This is a genomic window from Chromobacterium sinusclupearum (assembly GCF_002902845.1).
Lineage (GTDB): Bacteria > Pseudomonadota > Gammaproteobacteria > Burkholderiales > Chromobacteriaceae > Chromobacterium > Chromobacterium sinusclupearum.
Genome location: NZ_PPTF01000026.1, coordinates 38,034 through 59,562 on the forward strand (window position 1 = coordinate 38,034; position 21,529 = coordinate 59,562).

Genomic DNA, 21,529 nt, shown 5'->3' on the forward strand with positions numbered 1-21,529 from the left:
AATATCTACCGGTAATTGCCATGAAAACTGTCCGCAGCCTGTCTTGTCTCCTGCCTCTGGTTCTGTTGGCCTCCCTGTCCGCCTGCTCCACTGGCACGCCGCCGCAGAAAATGGCTGCGCCTGCGCCGGCCAAGGAAGGCGGCATGGTGCCGTCCGGCGTCGGCTATGTCGGTCCCAGCGAGGAAGGCAATAGCGGCGAGGATGTGAAGGTGGTGGTGCGGGAAGTCAATCCGTTCCAGCCCATCGTGGTGCGCGTCACCGGCAGCGGCGCCGCGCCGTATACCAATAGCCTGACCCCGTCGCAGCGCAAGCTGCTGGCGATGCGCGCCGCGCGGCTCGATGCGTTCCGCGCCATTGCGGAACAAGTGCAGGGCATGAAGCTGGTGGGCAACAGCACGGTGTCCAATATGATCGCCAACAACGATAGCTTCCGCACCTATGTGGACGCTTATCTGCGCGGCGTCACCATCGTTTCTACCACGATGAAGCCGGACGGCACCAGCGAGGCGGTGGCGGAAATCACGCTGGATCAGGACTTCTACAAGCAGTTCAAGAACTCCTTCGACAAGACCGGCAGCGTGATGCGGGCGGCGCAGGAAACCGGCGCCGTCGGCGCGCAGTGCGCCGAGCCTAACTGCGGCGCCACCAAGACCATGCCGGCCGCTAGCCCGGCGCAAACCATGATGATGGCTCCGGCGCGCTACAGCAGCAATTTCTATGTGAACCAATGATGAAGACGCGAATCCGTCAGACTGCTGCCGCCCTTGTGGCGGCATTTGTTTTGTCCGCATCGGCGCAGGCGCAAATCCTGAGCGCCGAGGGCGTGGCGCCGTTGGATAACGGCACGGTGGCGGCGCGCGAGATGGCCATCCGCGACGCGATGCGGCTGATCACCATCAACCAGGGCGCGCGGGTGGAGTCGGTGCAGGTGCTGGAGAACGGCAAGCCGGCCGAGTCCGCCACGCTGACCGCGAGCGGCCAGCTGCAGGGCACGGTGCGGGTGGTCAATGAATACCAGCAGGGCAAGTTGTACCACGTCAAGATCGAGGTCGATACGGAGGGGGCGGCTGAAGCCCAGGCCCCAACGCGCAGCCGCGATCCGTCCTGCGCGATGCCGCCGGGGCGTTCGTTGCGGCGCAAACTGGTGACGACGTATTTCGACGTGGCGCGTCCCGCCGACGCGTCCGATCTGGCGAATCTGGCGACTGCGCTGCCGACCGAGCTGTCGCGCCGCTTGTCGCGCAATCCCTTGCTGCTGGTGCGCGACGCCAATACCGTGTCGGTGTTGTCGGACAGCCGCATCGCCGAGCCTGCCGCCGGCCGCGACATCGCCAGCCAGCTTGGCCAGCGCCAGGGCGTGCAGTTCGTGGTGGCGGGCCGCGTGCTGTCCACCTCGGTGACCGACAAAGGCCTGAAGCCGTCGTTTTTCGAGTCCAACAATACCAGCGACCAGAGCGCCATCTATAACGGACCGTTTTCCGGCCTGCTGGGCGGCGGCGCCAAATACAAGGCCACCGAACGCCAGTTCGACATGGAAGTGTGGATTTACGATGGCCTGACGGGTTCATTGCTGGCGAATGAGCGCGTCGGCGGACTGTCGCGCGGCGATGTCCAGCCCAAGCTGCCCAAGCCTTTCGCCTCCGCCGCGTTTTGGGCCACGGATTATGGCCGCCTGGTGGATAAATTAATGGACAAGGCGGCGCAGCGCGTCGACGACGTCATTTCCTGCATACCATTTTCTGCCCGCATCGTGCGGCAGGAGGGGAAGCGCGTTTATATCAACGCCGGCCTGCTGGACGGAATGGCGGTGGGCGACAAGATGCTGCTGTACAAGCGCTCGTCCGGCCAGCCGGTGCGCGACTTGATTTCCGGGGCGGATCTGGGCATGCCGGAAAGCCTGAACGGCGATGTCACGCTGACCCAGGTGCAGCCGAATTTCTCCATCGGCTTGGTGCAGAGCAGCAGTCAGGCGGTGTCAGAAGGCGACTTTGTCCGTTTCGTCCCGACTCGATGATTCCGGCCGATAGCCGCGGGTCGGGAGCATGCCGGGACGCTTCTTTCCGGCAGTTCCCCAATTTACAAAATATTTTTGTATTGATACGTATTATCACTTGATGCTACGGTGCATCCCGCACTTCGCTCTCAAACAGCAAAACAGGGGATACACCTTGAAGCAGCAACTGATTTTCGCCGCCGTACTGGCGGCGCTGGCCGGCCAGGCGCTGGCCGAGGATGTCGTTGTTTACAGCGCGCGCGCGGAACAACTGGTCAAACCCTTGATCGACGCCTACAAGAAGGAAACCGGCGTGACCGTCAAGCTGGTGTCGGACAAGGAAGGTCCGCTGATGGAGCGGATGCGTGCCGAAGGCCGCAATAGCCCGGCCGACCTGCTCCTGACGGTGGATGCCGGCAATCTGTGGCAGGCGGAAAAAATGGGCCTGCTGCAAGCTGTGAAATCGCCGGTGCTGGACGCCAATGTCCCCGCCCACCTGCGCGACCCCAACCATCAATGGTATGGCCTGTCGATTCGCGCGCGCACCATTTTCTACAACACCCAGAAAGTCAAACCGGCCGAGCTGTCCAGCTATGCCGACCTGGCCGATCCTAAGTGGAAGGGCAAGCTGTGCCTGCGCACTTCCAAGAAGGTATACAACCAGTCGCTGGTGGCGATGATGCTGACCGAGATGGGGCCGGCTAAGACCGAGCAGGTGGTCAAGGGTTGGGTGAACAATCTGGCTACCGCGTCTTTCCCGGACGATACCAAGATGCTGGAAGCGATCGCCGCCGGCCAGTGTGATGTAGGCATCGCCAATACTTATTACTACGGCCGTTTGATGGAGAAGTCTCCCAAGCTGCCTATCGGCATCTTCTGGGCGGATCAGGCTGGCAAGGGCACCCACGTCAACGTTTCCGGCGCCGGCATCGCCCGCTACGCCAAGAACGAGAAGGGCGCGCTGAAGTTCCTGGAATGGCTGAGCTCGGAAAAGGCGCAGAACCTGTTCGCCGACGTCAATATGGAGTTCCCGGTCAATCCCAAGGTGAAACCGGATGCCCGCGTCGCCGCCTGGGGCGATTTCAAGCATAACTACATCAATGTCTCTAATGCCGGCGCCCGGCAGGCTGAGGCAGTGAAGCTGATGGACCGCGCGGGCTACAAATAAGCGCCGCCCATTGTTGGTTTCTTCGGCCCGCCGTTTTTTCAACGGCGGGCCGTTGTTGCTGGATCAATCTCATGTTTGCTTCTGTTTTGCGCTGGCGGACGTTGTCCGCGGCCATCAGCCTGCTCACCTTGCTGCCGCTGGGCGTGATCGTCCTGGGGCTGCTCACGCCGGATATGGAGGTTTGGCGCCATCTGTCGGCGCATGCGTTGCCAGAGCTGTGGCGCAACACCGCCATCCTGCTGCTGGGCGTGGGCGCGGGCGTGTTGCTGTTGGGCGTACCGTTGGCCTGGCTGACGGCGGTGCATGATTTTCCGGGTCGCCGGGTGTTTTCCTGGGCGCTGATGCTGCCGCTGGCCATGCCGGCCTATGTGATGGCGTTTTCGCAATTGGGCCTGTTCGACTTTACCGGACCGCTGCAAACCTGGCTGCGCGAGGCATTCGGCAGCTCGTCCTGGGTGCCCAATATCCGCTCGACGCCGGGCGTGGTGGCGGTGCTGACGCTGGCTTTCTACCCCTATGTCTATCTGCTGGCGCGCAATGCGTTTGCCACGATGGGGCGGCGCGCGCTGGAAGTCGGCCAGTCGCTCGGCCTGTCTCCGCTGGCCGGTTTTTTCCGCGTGGCGCTGCCCATGGCCCGGCCGTGGATCGTGGCCGGACTGAGCCTGGCGCTGATGGAGACGCTGGCCGATTTCGGCACGGTTGCCGTGTTCAATTTCGACGCCTTCACCTCGGCCATCTACAAAGCCTGGTTCAGCCTGTTCTCGCTGCCTGCTGCCAAGCAGCTGGCATCGTTGCTGGTGTTATTGGTGCTGGCTCTGGTATGGCTGGAGCAACGGGCGCGCGGCCAACGCGCCTATGGCGAGGCGGGCAGGGCGGCGCCCTTGCCGCGGACGCGCTTGCCCGGCGCGCGCGGCTGGCTGGCTTGCGCCTGTTGCAGCCTGGTGCTGCTGCTGGCCTTCGTCCTGCCGTTCGGGCAAATCCTGCTCTGGGCCGCCGAGCATGCGGCGGATGATATGGCCGACCTGCTGGATTATCTGAAAAGCTCGCTCGTGCTGGCCGCGCTGGCGGCGTTGCTGGTGCCGGCGCTGGCCTTGCTGCTGGTTTTCGCGGTGCGCCGCGATCCTCGTAGCCGGCCATGGGCCAGGCTGGCCACGCTGGGTTACGCGGTGCCCGGCACGGTGCTGGCGGTGGGTGTCTTCGCCCCGGTGGCGGCGTTGGACAACCTGTTGCTCGATCACTTCGGCCACTGGTTGCCGGCGGGCAGCTCCGCCGTGTTCAAGGGCACGCTGCTGGTGATGCTGCTGGCTTATGCCTCGCGCTTTCTGGCGGTAGGCCATTCGGCGCTCGACACCGCGATGCAGCGCATCGCGCGCAGCCAGGAGGAGGCCGCGCAAAGCCTGGGCCTGCATGGCATGCGTCTGGCCTGGCGCTTGCATCTGCCCCTGCTGCGCGGCGGTTTGTTCACCGCGATGCTGATGGTGTTTGTCGACGTGATGAAGGAAATGCCGATCACGCTGATGACGCGGCCGTTCGGCTGGGACACCTTGGCGGTGCGCATCTTCAATTTGACCACTGAGGGCGAATGGCAGCGCGCCGCATTGCCATCGGTCGCCATCGTGCTGGCCGGGCTGCTGCCGGTGCTGCTGCTGTCCAGACAGAAATCCGGAGCCTGATATGGAAAACCTGCTCGAATTCGACAATGTGAGCCTGGACTTCGCAGGACGGATGGTGCTGGATGGCATGAGTTTTACTTTGCAGCCAGGGGAGATCGCCTGTTTGCTCGGCGCTTCCGGCTGCGGCAAAACCAGCGCGTTGCGCAGCATCGCCGGTTTTGAGACGCCTACTGCCGGCGCGATCCGGCTGGCCGGAAAGATGATGTTCGGCGGCGGGGTGATGCTGGCGGCCCATCGTCGCCGCATCGGCATGGTGTTCCAGGATCATGCGCTGTTTCCGCATTTGACCGTGGCAGGCAACATCGCCTTTGGCTTGTCGGCGTTGAGCCGCGCCGGCCGCCGCGAACGGGTGGCGGAAGTGCTGAAACTGGTGGGCCTGGCGGCGGAGGCGGATCGTTACCCGCACCAGCTGTCCGGCGGGCAGCAACAGCGGGTGGCGCTGGCGCGCGCCTTGGCGCCCTTGCCCAGGTTGCTGCTGCTGGACGAGCCATTTTCCAATCTGGACGCGGAGTTGCGCGAACGCCTGGCGCGCGAGGTGAGGTCGATGCTGAAGTCGCTGGGCATCGCCGCGTTGATGGTGACGCATGATCAGCACGAGGCCTTCGCCTTCTCCGACAAAGTCGGGGTGATGCATGGCGGACGCCTGCAGCAGTGGGATCAGCCGGAGGCTTTGTATCATGCCCCAGCCAGCCGTTATGTGGCCGGCTTCATCGGCCAGGGCGCTTTTTTGCCGGGTAAGGCCAGCGGCGGCCGCAGCGTGGTGCTGGAAACCGGCGAGCTGCGCAGCGACGGCGGCTTGCCCTTTGCCGATGGCGCGGAGGTGGAAGTGCTGTTGCGGCCAGACGAGGTGAGGCTGGAGCCGGGCAGCGCGCTGCGGGCCAAGGTGGCGGAGCGCATCCATCGCGGCGGCGTGTGCCACTATGTGCTGGAATTGCTGTCCGGCAGGCGTCTGGTGGCCGAACTGGGCCACGATCAGCCGCTGGCGGTGGGCGAAACGGTGGGCATCCGCCTGCAGCCGCGGCGGCTGTTGGCGTTTGCGGTTTGACGCCTTTCGGGAAACTGAAAAGATCAGCGCAGCGCCATGGAACATGGCGGCGCAACGCAAGATCAGGGGGACTGGCGGCGCTTAGTCGAAAGCCTGGCAGACATCCACCCACTGCCCGGCGGTGATGTCGATCAACTGGCTGGGACTGATGCGCACCGCGCTGTGCACGGCGCCGGCGGCGGGCAGGATTTCGTCAAAGGCCTGGATGGATACGTCTAGGTAAATCGGCAGTTCGCGCGCCAGACCGAAGGGGCAGACGCCGCCCACCGGATGGCCGGTAATCGCCTCCACGTCCTGCTGCGGCAGCATTTTGCCCCTGCCGAAAGCGTCCTTGAACTTGCGGTTGTCGATGCGGGCATCGCCGCGCGCCACCAGAATCACCTCGCGGCCATCGTTGAGGCGGAAAGCCAGCGTCTTGGCGATGCGGCCGGCCTCCACGCCGTGGGCGGCGGCCGCTTCCGCCACCGTGGCGGTGCTGACCGGCAGCTCGATGATTTCGATGTCCAGCTGGCGGCTGGCGAAAAACTGGCGGACGGACTCCAGGCTCATGGTCTTGTCTTCGCAAGTAAAATCCACAAGCTATCTTATCCGGCCGCGCGCGCCAAGACCGTTCAGTGTCCCTGCGTGATCTCCGTAAGCTTGTCGGCGATGTCCTGCGACGTGGCCGCCTGCTCCTCCGCCGCATTGGCGATCTGCACCACGAAGTCGCGCATATTGTTGATTTCGCGGACGATGGCTTCCAGGGCTTCCTCCGCGCGCAGGAAGTCGCTCTCAGTGGCGGCTACCGTGTTGCGGCCTTCTTCTATCGCCTTCACGTTTTGCTGCACTTCGGTCTGGATCATGCGGATCATTTCGCCGATTTCCTGCGTCGCCTTGGCGGTGCGTTCCGCCAGTTTGCGCACTTCATCGGCCACTACGGCGAAGCCGCGGCCCATTTCGCCGGCGCGCGCCGCTTCGATGGCCGCGTTCAAGGCCAAGAGGTTGGTCTGATCGGCAATGTCCTTGATCACGTTGATGATCTGGCCGATGGTCTCGGAGCGCGTGCCCAGCGAAACCAGGCTGTCCGCGGTGTGGCGCACCATGGTGCCGACGCTCTTCATGCCGTTGCTGGTTTCGCCGACGATGGCGGAGCTCTTGCGGCTTTCCGCCAGCATCAGGTCGGCGGATTCGGACGCGGAGGAGGTTTGCACCGCCACGTTCTGGATGGTGGCGCTCATCGCCTGCATGTTCTCGGAAAGCTCGTTGATGCGCGCCTCCAGGAATTGCCGGCGCTTGTCGTTTTCTTCCTGCAATTGGCGCGCTCTTTCCTCGGCCGACACGTCTTTGAAGCTGGCCATGAAGCAGAGCAGCTTGCTGCCATCCTGCCGGCTCCAGATCGGGAAGACCTTGGTTTCGAAAATGACGTCGCCCACGGGGATCAACGCGCTGTGAAACGGCATTTTGCGGGCGGCCAGGTCCGCCAGAATCCTGCGGTTGTGCGAGGGATCGCGATGGAATTGATGAATGGTGTGATTCATCGCCTGATTGACGTCGACGCCAGCGCGAAAGCGCTGATTCAGCGAGGCATGGTGTTGGTTGAGCACGTCGCGCGCGGTCTTGTTCATATAGAAAATCACATTGTCCGGACCGGTATCGCACAACATGATCAGATTGTCGCTGTTATCCAGCACGCACTGAAACTGATGGATGGTTTGTTCCAGATCTTCCGACTGCGCGGATTTTTTGAACCAGCCTGCCATGGCCACCTCCTGCGAACGATGATATCGGGCGTGGCTGACGAGATGGCGATGCCTGGACTGCCAGTAGGCGCTACGGCTTGCGGGATCTTGTCGGACACGCTGAAAGCAGGGCGCTGCTTGCGGCATGCGCGCCAGCCCAGACGCCTGTCAATGCGATGCATTTAGTTAGGACTATCTCAATCAATCATAAGTGTTTTTGCTGAAGATGCAGCCCGGAATGCGCGCTGAACAGCGGCGTCTTAACAAGCGCTGAGGCGGGTGGAACAAGCTGGCGGCTCAGGCGTCGTTCAAAGGCAAGGCGAGGGTTTCCTTGACCTCTTCCATTACCACATAGCTTTTGGATTCCTTGGCCGATGGCAGCTGCAGCAGGATGTCGCCCAATAGCTTGCGGTACATCGACATGTCGGCGATGCGCGCCTTGATCAGGTAGTCGAAGTCGCCGGATACCAGGTGGCACTCCAGGATTTCCGGGATGCTCAGGATCTCGCGGCGGAAGGCGTCGAAGATGTTGCCGGACTTGGCCTCCAGCTTGATCTCGACAAAGACCAGCAGCGAGCCGCCCAGCGCGTGCGGATTGAGGCGGGCGTAATAGCCGTCGATGATGCCGTCGCGCTCCATGCGGCGCACCCGTTCGGTGCAGGGCGTGGTGGAGAGTCCGACTTTCTCGGCCAGTTCGGTCATGGCGATGCGGCCGTTTTTCTGCAGGATGCGCAGGATTTTGCGGTCCATCTTGTCCAGCGCTTTGCCGGAGGAAGTGACAGTCTTCATTTTTTCACTGCTTACGCGAAAAATTCTTATTAGTCATCTATTGATTCTCGTCAATTTCAGTGAAAAAAACCAGATATCAATGAATATACTAGCGGAATTCACTAGCTGTAGTGACATGGCTACAAACGGAGAGGGAATCATGAAGGTAATCGTGCTGGGTGGCGGCGTTCTGGGCGTATCGACTGCGTGGTATCTGGCCAAGGCCGGCTGTCAGGTGACGGTGCTGGAGCGCCAGGATGGCGTGGCGTTGGAAACCAGTTTCGGCAACGCCGGCCAGATCTCGCCCGGCTACTCCGCGCCTTGGGCGGCGCCCGGCATTCCGCTGAAGGCGATCAAGTGGATGTTCCAGCGCCATGCGCCGCTGGCCATCAGCCCGGACGGCAGCCTGTACCAGCTGCAGTGGATCGCCAAGATGCTGGCCAATTGCAATGAAAAATCCTATGCGGTGAATAAGAGCCGCATGATGCGCCTGGCCGAGTACAGCCGCGACAAGATCAAGGAGCTGCGCGCCGAGACCGGCCTGGATTATGAAGGCCGCCAGGGCGGCACGCTGCAGTTGTTCCGCAGCCAGGCCCAAGTCGACGGCATGGCCAAGGACATCGCCGTGCTGCGCGAGTGCGGCGTGGACTTCAATGTGCTGGATCCGGACGGCTGCGCCCGCGTCGAGCCGGCGCTGGCGGCGGTCAAGCACAAGCTGACCGGCGGCCTGCAGTTGCCCAATGATGAAACCGGGGACTGCAATCTGTTCACCAGCCGCCTGGCCGAACTGGCTCGCGCCAAGGGCGTGGCATTCCGCTTCGGCGTGACGGTGGACGCCATCCTGAACGATGGCAAGCGCATCACCGGGGTGCGTGTCGGCGACGAGACCCTGACCGCCGACCATTACGTGGTGGCGATGGGCAGCTACTCGCGCGATCTGGTGCAAACCCTGGGCATCGACATCCCGGTGTACCCGGTCAAGGGCTATTCCTTGACGGTGCCGATCACGAATCCGGCCGCCGCGCCGGTGTCCACCATCCTGGACGAAACCTACAAGGTGGCGATCACCCGCTTCGACAATCGCATCCGCGTCGGCGGCATGGCTGAGCTGTCCGGCTACAATCTGGAATTGAACCCGCGCCGCCGCCAGACGCTGGAAATGGTAGTGGGCGATTTGTACCCGAACGGCGGCGACATCCCGGCCGGCACGTTCTGGACCGGCCTGCGCCCGATGACGCCGGACGGCACGCCCATCGTCGGCGGCACCCGCTACGCCAACCTGTCCCTGAATACCGGCCACGGCACGCTGGGCTGGACCATGAGCGCCGGCTCCGGCAAGGTGCTGGCCGACATCATCACCGGCGTCAAGCCGGAAATCAGCATCGATGGCCTGTCCATGCAGCGCTACGCCAAGCAGGGCGAAACGCTGGTGGTGCCGGTGATGCGCCCGTCGGTACAAGGGGCGTGAGGCGATGCGTCCCCTGATCGCGACGATACGGCTGGACAATCTGCGGCATAACTACCAAGTGGCTCGCGCCGCGCATGGCGACAGGACGCTGGCCGTCTTGAAAGCCAATGCCTATGGCCACGGCGCGGTGCGCTGCGCCCAGGCGCTGGCCGACATCGCCGACGGCTTTGCCGTCGCCTGTCTGGAAGAGGCTCTGGAGCTGCGCGCGGCCGGCATCGCCCACCCCATCCTGTTGTTGGAAGGCGTGTTCGAAGCCGAGGAGCTGAAGGCGGTGGACGAGCACCAGCTGTGGCTGGCGGTGACCAGCGAGGAGCAGCTGCGGATGATCGAACAATCCGCGCCGCAGAAGCCGTTCAACGTCTGGCTGATGCTGGACTCCGGCATGCATAGAGAAGGCTTTCTGCCGGAAGCCTATCACGCGGCCTGGCGCCGGCTGGAGGCCAGCGGCAAGGCGGGCACGATCACCAAGATGACGCACTTTGCCCGCGCCGACGAGCCGGAGCTGCCGATGACCGCGGCGCAGCTGGAGCGTTTCGACGCCGTTGTTCGCGGGTTGCCGCCGGGTGACGAGTCGGTGGCCAACTCGGCCGGCATCCTGTGCCACCCGCGCGCGCAACGCAACTGGGGCCGCGTCGGCATCGCGCTTTACGGCGTGACGCCGCTGCCGGCCGGCTTCGAAGATGCTGCCGACTTGCGTCCGGTGATGCGTTTCTGCAGCCGGGTCTTCGGCGTGCGCGAGTTGGCCGCCGGCGAGCCGATAGGTTACGGCGACAACTTCGTCACCGACCGGCCTACCCGCGTCGGCCTGGTAGCCTGCGGCTACGCCGACGGCTACCCGCGCCGCGCCTCCAGCGGCAGCCCGGTGCTGATAGACGGCCAACGTTCTCGCTTGATCGGCCGGGTGTCGATGGACATGCTGACGGTGGATCTGACCGATCTGCCTGAAACCGGCATCGGCAGCGAGGTAGAGTTGTGGGGCGATGTGGTCTCGGTCAACGAGGTGGCCGCCCACGCCGGCACCATAGGCTATGAGCCCCTGTGCAACGTCAAGCGGGCGCATTTCGATTACCGCTGAAATACGCGCGGCCACCAAAAACAACAGCCCGGCATTAGCCGGGCTGTTGTTTTGCAACCTAACGTTCAGTTTTTCTGTATGACCAGTTTTTCTACCCGCTGAGTCGCATCGCGCGTGCGCTCGGCCAGCTTGCGCACTTCGTCCGCCACCACGGCGAAGCCGCGGCCGGTTTCGCCGGCGCGGGCCGCTTCGATCGCGGCGTTCAGCGCCAAGAGATTGGTCTGATCGGCGATGGACTGAATGGTGCTGACGATGGCACCGATCTCAGACAGGCTCTTTTCCAGTTGCTGCCGTTGCTGGCTTTCGCTGTCCAGCGCGGCGGAGCGCTTTTCCGCGTCGATGTCGATCAGCGCGCCGACCACGCGCAGCGGCGTGCCGTCCGGTGCGCGCCGGGTCTGGCCGCGCGCGCGGAACCAGTGGTATTCGCCGTTCTTGCATTGCAGGCGGTATTCCAGATCATACGGCGTCTGGCCGCTGCGGTCGCTCAAATGGGCGGCGAAGGCGTTCAGCACGCCTTGCTTGTCTTCGGGATGCAGGCGATTGGACCAGCTCTCCAGCACGTTCGGAAAATCCTGCTCGGTGCTGAAGCCGAGCAACTGGCGAAACTGCGGCGACCACCAGAAGGCGTTGTTGCCGCTGACCGGATTGGCGGGGTCCACTTCCATGTCCCATAGCCCCTCGGCCAGCATGGCGCTGCCCAGTTCGAAGCGGGTCATGGTCCGCTCCAATTGCAACTGCTGCGCGCGCCATTCCGTGATGTCGGCCAATGACCCGGCCACACGCAAGGGCACGCCCTTGTCGTCGCGCAGCGTGGCGCCGCGGGCGCGGAACCAGCGGTATTCGCCGTTCTTGCATTGCAGCCGGTATTCGATGTCGTACGGCGTCATGCCGCTGCGGTCGCTCAGGTGGGCGCCGAAGGCGTCCAGCACGCGTTCCCGGTCATCGGGGTGGAGGCGGCCGGCCCAGCTGCCCAGCACGTCGGGAAAATCGCGCTGGTCGTTGAAGCCCAGCAGCGCGCGGAACGTTTGCGACCACCAGAACACATTGTTGGGATTGAGCGGGTCGCCGGCCACTACCGACATGTCCCACAGCCCCTCGCTGGCCGCGCGGTTGACCAAGTCGAAACGGACGCTGAGCAGCGTCAGTTGTTCCTCGGCCCGGCGCAACGCGTCCTGCAGTTGCGTCAGCTGGCGGTCGGCGGCCTGGCGTTCCGCGTCGGCTTCGTTGATTTGCCGGTCGCGTTGCTCCCATACGCGCGACAGTTTTTCTCCCAGAGCGCGCCAGCGCTCATCGCCGTGAATCTGCCATCTGGCCGATTCTCCGCGCAGTACGGCTTCGGCGGCCGCATCCAACTGGTTGATCATCTTGTTTCCGGCAAACCACATGGCATTCCTCCTGATGCGCTATTCAGAGTTTCAGCATAGTCTTACGTCATGAATGTGGAATTAGGTATAACTACTTGCGACCATCACAATCACTTGCTGCGGCGTATGGCGTGGCAGGTGCTATTTCGATATATGATGCCGGTTTTACAAAAATACCTGCTGTCATCTGTCAGAGGTGCTGATAGATGGCCTTGGACCTTTCGCAATGTCCGCGCCGGCCGCTCTGGTGCGGAATCGGAATCGACTCCGCGTGATGAAACACTCTTGGTTATTTTTCGGCTTGCTATGTTGCGCCGGCCCGCTGCGAGCGGAAACCCACCCCTTGCCCTCGGATTTGCGGATGGGGGATGACGATGCCCGGCGTTTGCTGCAGGACTCCAGCCGACAATTCGACGATTTGATCCGGCAGCAAAAGCTGCGCCAGTTGCAAGGCGGCGGCAGCGCGGCGGAAACCTCCAGGCAACCGGTGGCGGCCGGCGAGGCTTGCCTGCCGGTGACGGGTGTGCGCCTGGCGGGCATCACCTTGTTGACGCATGAGGAAGTTGCCGCGCTGGGACTGCCCCAGGGCGATTGCCTGGACGTCGGCGAGTTGAACCGCTTCAGCCGCGCGTTGACCGCGCTTTACCTCGACAAAGGCTATATCGCCGCGCGGGTGTTGGCCGAGGGGCCGAACGCGAATGGCGTGCTGACGCTGCGCGCGGTGGAGGGGCGGGTGGCGGCGATCCGCAGCGACGATGCCGCCTTGCGGCCCGGCAATCTGTTCCCCGGCATGCAGGGCAAGCCGCTGAATGTGCATGATCTGGACCAGGGCTTGGATCAGGCCAACCGGCTGCGCTCCAATCACGCGACGGTGGATGTGCTGCCCGGCGACGGCATAGGCGATTCCATCTTGCAGTTGCACAATCAGCCGGACTCGCGCCTGGCGGGCGGGCTGACGCTGGACAATACCGGGCGGGCGTCCACCGGGCGCATCCAGGCCGGCGCCAACCTGGGCTGGGACAATGTCACCGGTTGGTCCGACTTCCTCAGCCTGTCGGCGCAGACCACCACGGAAAATCCCGCGCTGCGGCACAGCCGCAGCGAGTCGCTATTCTATTCGCTGCCTTATGGCTACTGGACGGCCAGCGCTTTCGCCAGCCGCTCCGATTATTTGAACCCCTTGCAGCTGGCGTATAGCGCGGTGCAACTGTCCGGCTCCACCGTGCAGAGCGGCTTGCGGCTGGACCGCGTGCTGACGCGCGACCAGGGGCATATCCTGACCGCGGACCTGCAATTGACGCAAAAGCGCGTGCGCAACTATCTGCAGGATGCCGAGATTCCAGTCAGCAGCCCCAGCCTGACCGTGCTGGAGGCCGGGCTGTCGAGGATGACGGTGCTGTCGGGCGGCGTGTTGCAACTGGAGGGCGGCTTGCAGCGCGGCACGCGCTGGATGGGCGCGGATGGGCAGGACACGCGCTTCCCCGGCACGCCTAATCCGCAGTTTCTCAAGCTGCGCCTCAGCGCCAATTGGCTGCAGACCTTCGCCTGGCCGGGCGGGCCGTTCCAACTGCAATCCAGCCTTTCCGGCCAAGCCAGTCGCGACCGGCTGCCCGGCGTCGAGCAGCTGGATATCGCCGACAGCAGCGCGGTGCGCGGTTTCCGCAATAATGCCTTGCCTGCCGAAACCGGCTGGTACTGGCGCAATACCTTGTCGCGGCGTTGGCAGCTTGGCGCCTTCGCCGTCACGCCGCGGCTGGGTTTGGATGGCGGCCGGGTATTGCAGCGCGGCGGCAACGAGACCTGGCAGGACATCGCCGGCGCGGATATCGGGATGGCGCTGACGCGGGGCGGTCTGACGCTGGATCTGGATTACAGCCGCCCGCTGCGCCAGCCGCAGGGCTGGTTGCCGGAAGGGCACATCCTGTTTGCGCGGCTGGCGTGGCAGTGGTGAGGGCAAAGTGTTGTAAATGCGCGGAAAATAATTGAAATAATATTGTAAAATTGTGTTTCGATTGATTTGATTTAAAAAACCCCTTAGATTCCAAACTAAACACTTGTTTTATTTGGTCGCAGGCCACGTCAAGAGGGCCGACGAACCTGGATTCGAGGGGATGATGATGAAAAAAAGCAGATTCGATTTGTCCGTGAGCGGCAAAATCGCCGCGGCGCTGACGCTGGCCTTCGTGCTGGCCGATGCGGTTCAGGCTGGCGGCATCGTGGCCGCCGGCGGCAATGGCCAGCAGCCGCAGGTTTCCACTGCCGGCAATGGCGCGCAGGTGATCAACATCACCGCGCCGACGGCCGGCGGGGTGTCGGTCAACCAGTACCAGGACTTCAATGTCGGCAAGCCGGGCGCGGTGTTCAACAACGCCTTGCAGGCCGGCCAGTCGCAGTTGGCGGGCCAACTGGGCGCCAATGCCCAGCTTGGCGGCAACCAGGCCAGCGTGATCCTGAACGAGGTAGTCAGCCGCAACCCGTCCTTGCTGTTGGGCAAGCAGGAAGTCTTCGGCAAGGCGGCCGACTATGTGCTGGCCAACCCCAACGGCATCGCCTGCAACGGCTGCGGCTTCATCAACATCCCCCGCGCCTCCCTGGTGGTGGGCGCCGCCAATCTGCAAAACGGCGCCATCTCTTCACTGCAGGCGGCCAATAACGGCAACGCGCTCAGCATCAATGGCGGTGGCGCGTCCGGCGTCAACGTGCTGGACCTGATTGCGCCGCGTCTCGATATCCGCGGCAATGTTTCCGCAAACGACGCCATCCGCGTCCGCGCCGGCTTCAATACCGTCGATTACGCCAGCGGCCAGATCACTGCCACCGCCGCCGCTCCGGACGGCGTGGGCAAGCTGGACAGTTACTTCCTGGGCGCCATGCAGGCGGGCCGGATCAATATCGTCAGCACCGCGGCCGGCGCCGGCGTGAACGTTGGCGGCAATCTGTCCGGCGGCGACGAACTGACGGTCAATTCCGCCGGTGCGCTGGCGGTGCAGGCGGCCCAGCTTAAGGGCAAGCAGCTGGCGTTGAACGGCGCCAGCGTGGACATCTCCGGCCGCGTCGACAGCGAAACCAGCAACGACAGCAAGCATGACGAAAGCTGGTTCATCTGGAAGACCGGCGAGAGCAACAGCGCGTCCAGCAAGACCGATGCCAGCGTCAAGCGCGCGTCTCTGCAGGGCGACAATGTGTCGATCAGCGCCAGCGGCAACGCCCATGTCGGCGCGGCCGACATCCAGGGCCAGGACGTCAAGCTGTCCGCCGCCAGCGTCAATCTGGACGGCCAGCTGGCGCAAAGCAGCGCCAGCAGCAGCGACCACGCCTGGAAGAATTCCTGGGCATTCAACCAGGACAAGAGCAGCGCCACCCAGGAGCAATCGGTGGCGCGCATCAAGGCCGGCCACGACGCGGACATCTCCAGCACCGGCGGCGACATCGCCATCGCCGGCGCCAGCGTACAGGCCGGCAACAATCTCAAACTGAACGCCGTGGGCGGCGTTCAATTGTCTGCGTTGACCGAAACCGATACCAGCAGCGACGTCGGCAATCGCAAGAACGACGGCGCGGCGCTGGAAACCGGCAGCTGGAACAACAGCAGCTCGCAGCAGCGCTTGGTGCAGGCGCAATTGCGCGCCGGCAACGCGCTGGGCGTGAGCGCCAGCGGCGACATCAACGGCCAGGCCGCCATTCTGCAATCCGGCGGCGACGCCATCCTGTCCGCCCAGGGCAAAGCCACGCTGGCGACGCAAACCAGCGCCAACAGCAGCAGCGTGCAGAACGGCAAGACCTACTGGGGCGGCATCGGCGGAGGCGGCAACCAGAACAACAGCAATAGCGCCACCCTCAATACCGGCAGTGCGGTGAACGCCGGCGGCAAGCTGTTCATCAACGGCGACGCCGGCATCGCCATCAACGGCAGCCAGGCCAAGGGCGCGCAGGGCGCATACGCCAAGACCCAGTCCGGCGGCGTGGTGATCGACAGCGCGCTGGATCTGACGCAGACCGATACCGACCAGCGCACCGGCACCGCGTTCAATATCACCAGCAGCTCCAGCAAGGGCAGCAGCAGTCAGCAAACGGCGGTCGGTTCGGCGTTGAAGTCCGATGCCGATCTGCAGCTGATCTCCGCCGGCGACGTGGCGGTGACGGGCAGCCTGCTCAAGGCCGCGCAGGCGCTGGACATCCAGGCGGTGGGCGACATCAAGGTGGCGAGCCAGGCATCCGAAACCCATAGCCAATCCAGCGACACCCAATTGGCGCTGCGCGGCGTCGGCGCCGAAACCGGCGACAAGCAATACAGCGGCGGCGTGCGGCTGGAACATACCAGCACGGACCAGCAACTGGACCAGACCAGCCAAAGCGGCTCGCAGCTGTCCGGGGGCAGCGTCAAGCTGGCGGCCGGCAATGATCTGACGGTGACGGGGTCCAAGCTGGAGAGCGCGGGCGACGCCAGCCTCGCCGGCCAGAACGTCAGCCTGAACGCGGCGCAGAACACGAGTCACAGCGACAAGGCCACCACCGTGACCGGTGGCGGCCTGTACCTGACCGGCGGGCTGGACAAGGCCGGCGCCGGCATCGAGTTCGGCCAGAACAGCAATCGCACCGTCAGCGACGGCAGCACCGCCCAGGCGACCGAAGTGAAGACCGGCGGCAAGCTGGACATCACCGCCGGCAACGGCATGGGCGGCGTGCAGAACCAGGGCAGCCAGATCAAGTCCGGCGGCGCGGTGAACATCACCGCGGGCGACGTCAGCAACCAAGCGGCCGTCAACCAACAATCAACCCAGCAGACCAGCAGCCATTGGGGCGTGGATGTCGGCGTCAATGTCGATTACAGCGGCATCACCCGTCCCATAGCCAATGCAGGCGGCAGCGTGGCCAAGGGCGATGTGGCCGGCGCGGCCGGCCAGGCGGCCAATCTCGGCGCGGCCAATCTGGGCGTGGACGTCAGCGCTACGGGCGGCAGCGGCAAATCGCAAAGCCAGAGCAGCACCGCGCAGGCCACCAGCATTGCCGGGGCGTCGGTCAATGTGACTGCCGGCGGCGCGTTGAATGATCAGGCAACCCAGTACCAGGCGACGCAAGGCCCAGTCAGCATCAGCGCGGACAGCCACCAGATGACGGCGGCGGCCAATACCCAGAGCCAGAGCAGCCAGAGCAGCGAAGGCGGCGCCACGGTGCGTGTTTACACCACGACAGGCGAGGACATCAACGTCAAGGGCAGCGGCCAGGGCAGCTACAGCAGCAGCCAGAGCGCGTCCAGCAACGCGGTGACCGGCTCCATCCAGTCCACCGGCGGCGTGAGCATCAAGGTGAACAATGATGCGAGCTACCAGGGCGCGGCCATCAACGGCGGCAGCGGCCAGGCCAGCATCCAGGCCGGCGGCAAGCTCGCCCTGACCCAGGCCGACAATACCAGCAGCAGCCAACAGCATGCGGTGGGCGGCGCGGCGGGTTTGACCATCAGCACCAGTCCGATCGATGGCGGCAACAAACTCGGCGGCAGCGGCAATCTGGCGGTCAACAACCAGCAGAGCCAGGCAGCCAGCAGCCAGGCGGTGACCGGCTCGGTGCAGTCGGCCGGCGGCATCGCGCTGACATCCGGCAATGGCTTGACCGTGCAGGGCGGCAGCCTCGCCAGCGGCGGCGACATCAAGCTGCAGTCCGACGGCAAGGTGAGCCTGCAGGCGGCCAATGGCAGCGACAGCAAAACCGGCAGCGGCTGGGGCTTCAGCGTCAACGCCGGCGGCAACAACAGCAATGGCAAGGATGCGTCGGCCAAGGGCTTCAATGTGGGCGGCGGCATGCAGCTGTCCAGCCAGAATGAAGCCAACACCGCGCAGTCCGGCACCCAGGTGACAAGCGGCGGCGCCTTGAGCGTCAGCAGCGGCGCCACCGGCAACAACGCGGTTGCGCTGCAAGGCAGCCAGTTGACCGGCAAAACGGTCAACGTGAGCGCCGACAATGGCGGCATCAGCCTGCAATCGGCGCAGAACGGCAGCCAGAAGAATGACTGGAGCGCCAATGCCAATCTGGGCGGCGGGGCAGGCAACAGCGTGGCCAAGGAAAACGGCCAGCCCAAGGCCGACGGCGCGAGCAAGACCTATCAGGCGAACGGCGGCTTTGATGTCAAAGTCGATCAGCAGGACAAGCTGACCAACGCCAACGCCGCCATCAAGGGCGATCAAGTCAATCTGAAGGCCGATGGCCAATTGACGCTGGCCGGCGGCAACATCAACGCCGGCAAGGTGGATGGCAGCATCGGCGGCAATGTGGTGGTGCAGAGCCAGCAGGACCGCAACAACAGCAATCATGTCGAGGTGGGCCTGAACGTCAATAGTTCCAACGCCAAGAACCCCAGCCTGGTGGATCAGGCGGCCAATCTGACCGGCCCGCTGTCCGACAAGGTGAAGGAAAAGGCGACCGACGCGGTGAATACCGCGGCCGACAAGGTGGAAGACAAGTACAACAGCTTCGCCTTCAAGAACGGCCTGAAGGAAGACACCACCCAGCCGGTGGCGTTCAACAAGGATGCGAACGGCGGCAGCGTGACGCTGCCGGCGCAGCCGACCAGCGGCGAGGCCAAATCCGGCGTGGTGGACAGCGCCTTGCGCAAAGGCGGCAATACCTTGAAGGACAAGCTGCTGAACCCGCAGGATAAAGGCACCCAGGTGTCCGCCGTGATCGACGTCAGCGTCAAGTCCGACAATGGCGTGGGTACGGTCAGCGCGATCAGCGGCGACCAGGGCGTCAACCTGGCGGTGGGCGGCAAAGTGCAACTGACCGGCGGCCGGATCGATTCCAGCGCCGGCAAGGTGAGCCTGGGCGATGCCAAGGTGGAGACTGCCAATATCCAGACCAGCAGCTACACCGGCACCGGCGGCGTCAAGCTGGACGGCACGCCGGCGGCCATCATCCAGCAAGCAGTCAAGGACGTGACTTCCGGCAAGGCGCCGCTGATGCATGTCGATATCGACAATCAGAAGCAGGCGGTGACCGGGGCGGTGAAGTCGGGCACTTGAGCAGGGCGTTCCGCCTTGCGCAATCAAAAACGGCAGCCAGTGGCTGCCGTTTTTCGTGGCGCGGATCAGAACCGGCCTTCGCTGTAATCCTCCATCGCCTGCTCGATTTCCTGGCGCGTATTCATCACGAACGGTCCCCATTGCGCGATGGGCTCGTTCAGCGGTCTGGCGGCCAATACCAGCAAGCGGCTTTCCGCGCTGCCGTTGAGAAGCTCGACGCCGTCTCCGTCATTGTCCAGCACGGCGAGCTGGCGCTCTCCCATCACGCTGTCCGCCGCCTGCACCGCCCCCTGGTAAAGATACAGGAAGGCGTGGTGGCCGGATGGCAGCGGCAGCCATAGGCGATTGCCTGGACGCAGCGCGATGTCCAGGTATAGCGGGTCGGTCACCGGGCGCTCGATCGCGCCTTGGCGGCCGTCGAAGCGGCCCGCCAGCAGCTTCAAGGTGTTGCCGTCCGCGTCTTGCCATTGCGGGATATCCGCTGCCGGGATGTCGCGGTAGCTTGGCGCGGCCATCTTGTCGGCGGCCGGCAAGTTGATCCACAGCTGGAAGCCATGCATCAGCCCATCCTGCTGCTCCGGGATTTCCGAGTGAACGATGCCGCGTCCAGCCGTCATCCATTGCATGCCGCCCGGGCCGAGCAGGCCTTCGTTGCCGGCGTTGTCGCGGTGGCGCATGCGGCCATCCAGCATATAGGTCACGGTTTCAAAGCCGCGGTGCGGGTGGCTGGGGAAACCGGCGATGTAATCGTCCGGGTTGTCGGAGCGGAACTCATCCAGCATCAGGAACGGGTCGAGCCGCCGTTGCAACGATTGGCTCAGCACCCGCTGCAAGCGCACGCCGGCGCCGTCTGAGACTTCGCGGCCGTTGACCAGTTGTTCGACTTTTCTGCTAAGGGCGGGCATGGCCATCTCCTGTTCCGAGTTTGATGCTGCCATTTTCCTGGTGGAAAAATAGATTAAAAAGCGCAAAATTTAGTGGTTAATGATCGGAAAATTAGATGCTTTAGGCTGCCAAGAACGCATCTGGCAGCAATGGCTGCACGGCAAGCCGTTGTGGAGGAGGGCGGTGTTGCCTGGGCTGCGGAGGGGCGGCATCGCAGCCGGTATCGGTTGGTGGCGATGCCGCGGCTGCGCAAGCGATGGGCGTGGGTTTGCCGCTGCGCGCGGCATCGAGCCGCGTGACCGACGGCCGCCGGCAAGCCGGCGAGGCGCGCAAGGCCGCGCTATGGCTGGCGCAGGATGAGCCTTTGCGCCATGCGGCGGCGGTCAGTGATTGGCCTGCTGGCCCTTCAGATAGCTTTCCAGCGCGTGGCCGGCGGACAGGATGTGGAAGCGCAGGAACTCGGCAGCCTCGTCCGCCTTGCCTTGGCGGCACAGTTCCAGCAGGCGGGTGTGTTCCTCGTGGGCCCGCTCCATGGTGCGGGTGAACAGGATCTGCATGCGGGTATAGCGGTCGGTCTTGTTGTGCAGCTGCTCGATCAGCGCCAGGGTATTGGGGCGGCGCGCGGCGCGGTACAGGGCCAGATGGAAGCGGGAGTTGATCTCGCCCCAGTGGCGCACATCGTTGTTGTTCAGCGCCACTTCGAATTCGCGCAGCGTCTGCTGGGCGGCGTCCAGGTCCGCCGCGCTTTGACAGGAGATGGCGGCTTTCAGCAGCGAGCATTCCAGCATGGCCCGCACTTCCAGCAGCTCCAGAATGTCTTCCAGCGACAGCTTGGACACCAGGGCGCCCTTGTGGTCGATGATCTGGATCAGTCCCTCCGCCTCGAGCTGGCGCAGCGCCTCGCGCACCGGCACACGGCTGACGCCGTATTCGTGGGACAGCGCCTCTTGGCGCAATTGTTGGCCGTCAGCGAATTCGCCCGACAGAATGCGGCGGCGCAGGGATTCGGTGACGGCACTGGTAAGCGTCTGGCGCTTGATCGGCTGCAGGGTGGTCATGGTGGGTGTCGTTATCTGTCAGTCAATCGGATACATGCAAATGTATTCGATTATACGGAGCTTCCCTGTTCCGGCAAGCATCTAACTTGAATATTTTTGTCGCGAATCTGTAATTCGCGGAGGAGGGCATGAAAAAAGCCCGACGGATCCGTCGGGCTTTGAATTTCTGGGGTGGATGATGGGACTCGAACCCACGACAACCGGAATCACAATCCGGGACTCTACCAACTGAGCTACATCCACCGCTGGTGACGCGATGGCCGAAATCTTTGGGGTGGATGATGGGACTCGAACCCAC

The 21,529-nt window shown here is 63.9% G+C and carries 15 protein-coding genes and 1 tRNA gene; 9 read left to right on the forward strand and 7 right to left on the reverse strand.

What is annotated here, in order from left to right:
* The first annotated feature begins 20 nt into the window (after window positions 1–20).
* The 5 genes from C2134_RS07970 to C2134_RS07990 all read left to right on the forward strand — a co-directional run bounded on the left by C2134_RS07970 (window position 21) and on the right by C2134_RS07990 (window position 5,879).
* Window positions 21–731 (forward strand): LPP20 family lipoprotein, encoded by a 711-nt coding sequence (locus C2134_RS07970; RefSeq protein WP_103319026.1) that lies wholly within the window; start codon window positions 21–23, stop codon window positions 729–731.
* Entirely contained in the window at window positions 728–2,014 is a 1,287-nt protein-coding gene (locus tag C2134_RS07975) for a flagellar assembly protein T N-terminal domain-containing protein (RefSeq protein ID WP_233196391.1), read from the forward strand. Before C2134_RS07970 ends, C2134_RS07975 begins: the two co-directional genes overlap by 4 nt.
* Before the next feature lie 154 nt (window positions 2,015–2,168).
* Window positions 2,169–3,161: an extracellular solute-binding protein gene (locus C2134_RS07980; protein ID WP_103319028.1), complete on the forward strand. Its 993-nt coding sequence runs from the start codon at window positions 2,169–2,171 to the stop codon at window positions 3,159–3,161.
* A 71-nt stretch (window positions 3,162–3,232) separates the two neighbouring features.
* The gene (locus C2134_RS07985; RefSeq protein ID WP_103319029.1) at window positions 3,233–4,834 is read left to right on the forward strand and encodes an ABC transporter permease; all 1,602 of its coding nucleotides are present in this window, start codon (window positions 3,233–3,235) and stop codon (window positions 4,832–4,834) included.
* Window position 4,835: 1 nt separating this feature from the next.
* On the forward strand, window positions 4,836–5,879 hold the full coding sequence (locus C2134_RS07990) for an ABC transporter ATP-binding protein (protein WP_103319031.1): 1,044 nt from the start codon (window positions 4,836–4,838) through the stop codon (window positions 5,877–5,879).
* 81 nt (window positions 5,880–5,960) lie between these two features.
* On the opposite strand, the gene C2134_RS07995 is transcribed toward C2134_RS07990, so the two are convergent.
* The 3 genes from C2134_RS07995 to C2134_RS08005 form a co-directional block, all read right to left on the reverse strand.
* Complete coding sequence (locus C2134_RS07995; RefSeq protein WP_103319033.1) at window positions 5,961–6,428, reverse strand: YbaK/EbsC family protein; 468 nt, start codon at window positions 6,426–6,428, stop codon at window positions 5,961–5,963.
* 62 nt (window positions 6,429–6,490) lie between these two features.
* The gene (locus C2134_RS22110) at window positions 6,491–7,618 is read right to left on the reverse strand and encodes a methyl-accepting chemotaxis protein (RefSeq protein WP_103319035.1); all 1,128 of its coding nucleotides are present in this window, start codon (window positions 7,616–7,618) and stop codon (window positions 6,491–6,493) included.
* 276 nt (window positions 7,619–7,894) lie between these two features.
* Window positions 7,895–8,386, reverse strand: a complete 492-nt coding sequence (locus tag C2134_RS08005; protein WP_043622207.1) for an Lrp/AsnC ligand binding domain-containing protein — start codon at window positions 8,384–8,386, stop codon at window positions 7,895–7,897.
* 79 nt (window positions 8,387–8,465) lie between these two features.
* Here C2134_RS08005 and C2134_RS08010 point away from each other — a divergent pair, with 79 nt between their 5' ends.
* Together C2134_RS08010 and alr are read left to right on the forward strand one after the other, a co-directional pair.
* Complete coding sequence (locus C2134_RS08010; RefSeq protein WP_368671525.1) at window positions 8,466–9,833, forward strand: D-amino acid dehydrogenase; 1,368 nt, start codon at window positions 8,466–8,468, stop codon at window positions 9,831–9,833.
* Window positions 9,834–9,837: 4 nt separating this feature from the next.
* On the forward strand, window positions 9,838–10,908 hold the full coding sequence (gene alr / locus C2134_RS08015; RefSeq protein WP_103319038.1) for an alanine racemase: 1,071 nt from the start codon (window positions 9,838–9,840) through the stop codon (window positions 10,906–10,908).
* A gap of 65 nt (window positions 10,909–10,973) precedes the next feature.
* On the opposite strand, the gene C2134_RS22115 is transcribed toward alr, so the two are convergent.
* Window positions 10,974–12,293: a methyl-accepting chemotaxis protein gene (locus C2134_RS22115; RefSeq protein WP_103319039.1), complete on the reverse strand. Its 1,320-nt coding sequence runs from the start codon at window positions 12,291–12,293 to the stop codon at window positions 10,974–10,976.
* Window positions 12,294–12,633: 340 nt separating this feature from the next.
* On the opposite strand from C2134_RS22115, the gene C2134_RS08025 reads away from it, so the two are divergent.
* Together C2134_RS08025 and C2134_RS08030 are read left to right on the forward strand one after the other, a co-directional pair.
* The gene (locus C2134_RS08025) at window positions 12,634–14,223 is read left to right on the forward strand and encodes a ShlB/FhaC/HecB family hemolysin secretion/activation protein (RefSeq protein ID WP_158248722.1); all 1,590 of its coding nucleotides are present in this window, start codon (window positions 12,634–12,636) and stop codon (window positions 14,221–14,223) included.
* A gap of 166 nt (window positions 14,224–14,389) precedes the next feature.
* Entirely contained in the window at window positions 14,390–19,288 is a 4,899-nt protein-coding gene (locus C2134_RS08030; RefSeq protein WP_158248723.1) for a hemagglutinin repeat-containing protein, read from the forward strand.
* Window positions 19,289–19,353: 65 nt separating this feature from the next.
* Here the strand turns inward: C2134_RS08030 and C2134_RS08035 are convergent, their stop codons facing one another.
* The 3 genes from C2134_RS08035 to C2134_RS08045 form a co-directional block, all read right to left on the reverse strand.
* On the reverse strand, window positions 19,354–20,193 hold the full coding sequence (locus C2134_RS08035; RefSeq protein ID WP_103319051.1) for a pirin family protein: 840 nt from the start codon (window positions 20,191–20,193) through the stop codon (window positions 19,354–19,356).
* A gap of 363 nt (window positions 20,194–20,556) precedes the next feature.
* On the reverse strand, window positions 20,557–21,231 hold the full coding sequence (locus C2134_RS08040; protein ID WP_043622219.1) for a GntR family transcriptional regulator: 675 nt from the start codon (window positions 21,229–21,231) through the stop codon (window positions 20,557–20,559).
* Window positions 21,232–21,398: 167 nt separating this feature from the next.
* Window positions 21,399–21,474: transfer RNA gene (locus C2134_RS08045), tRNA-His, on the reverse strand.
* Window positions 21,475–21,529 lie beyond the last annotated feature (55 nt).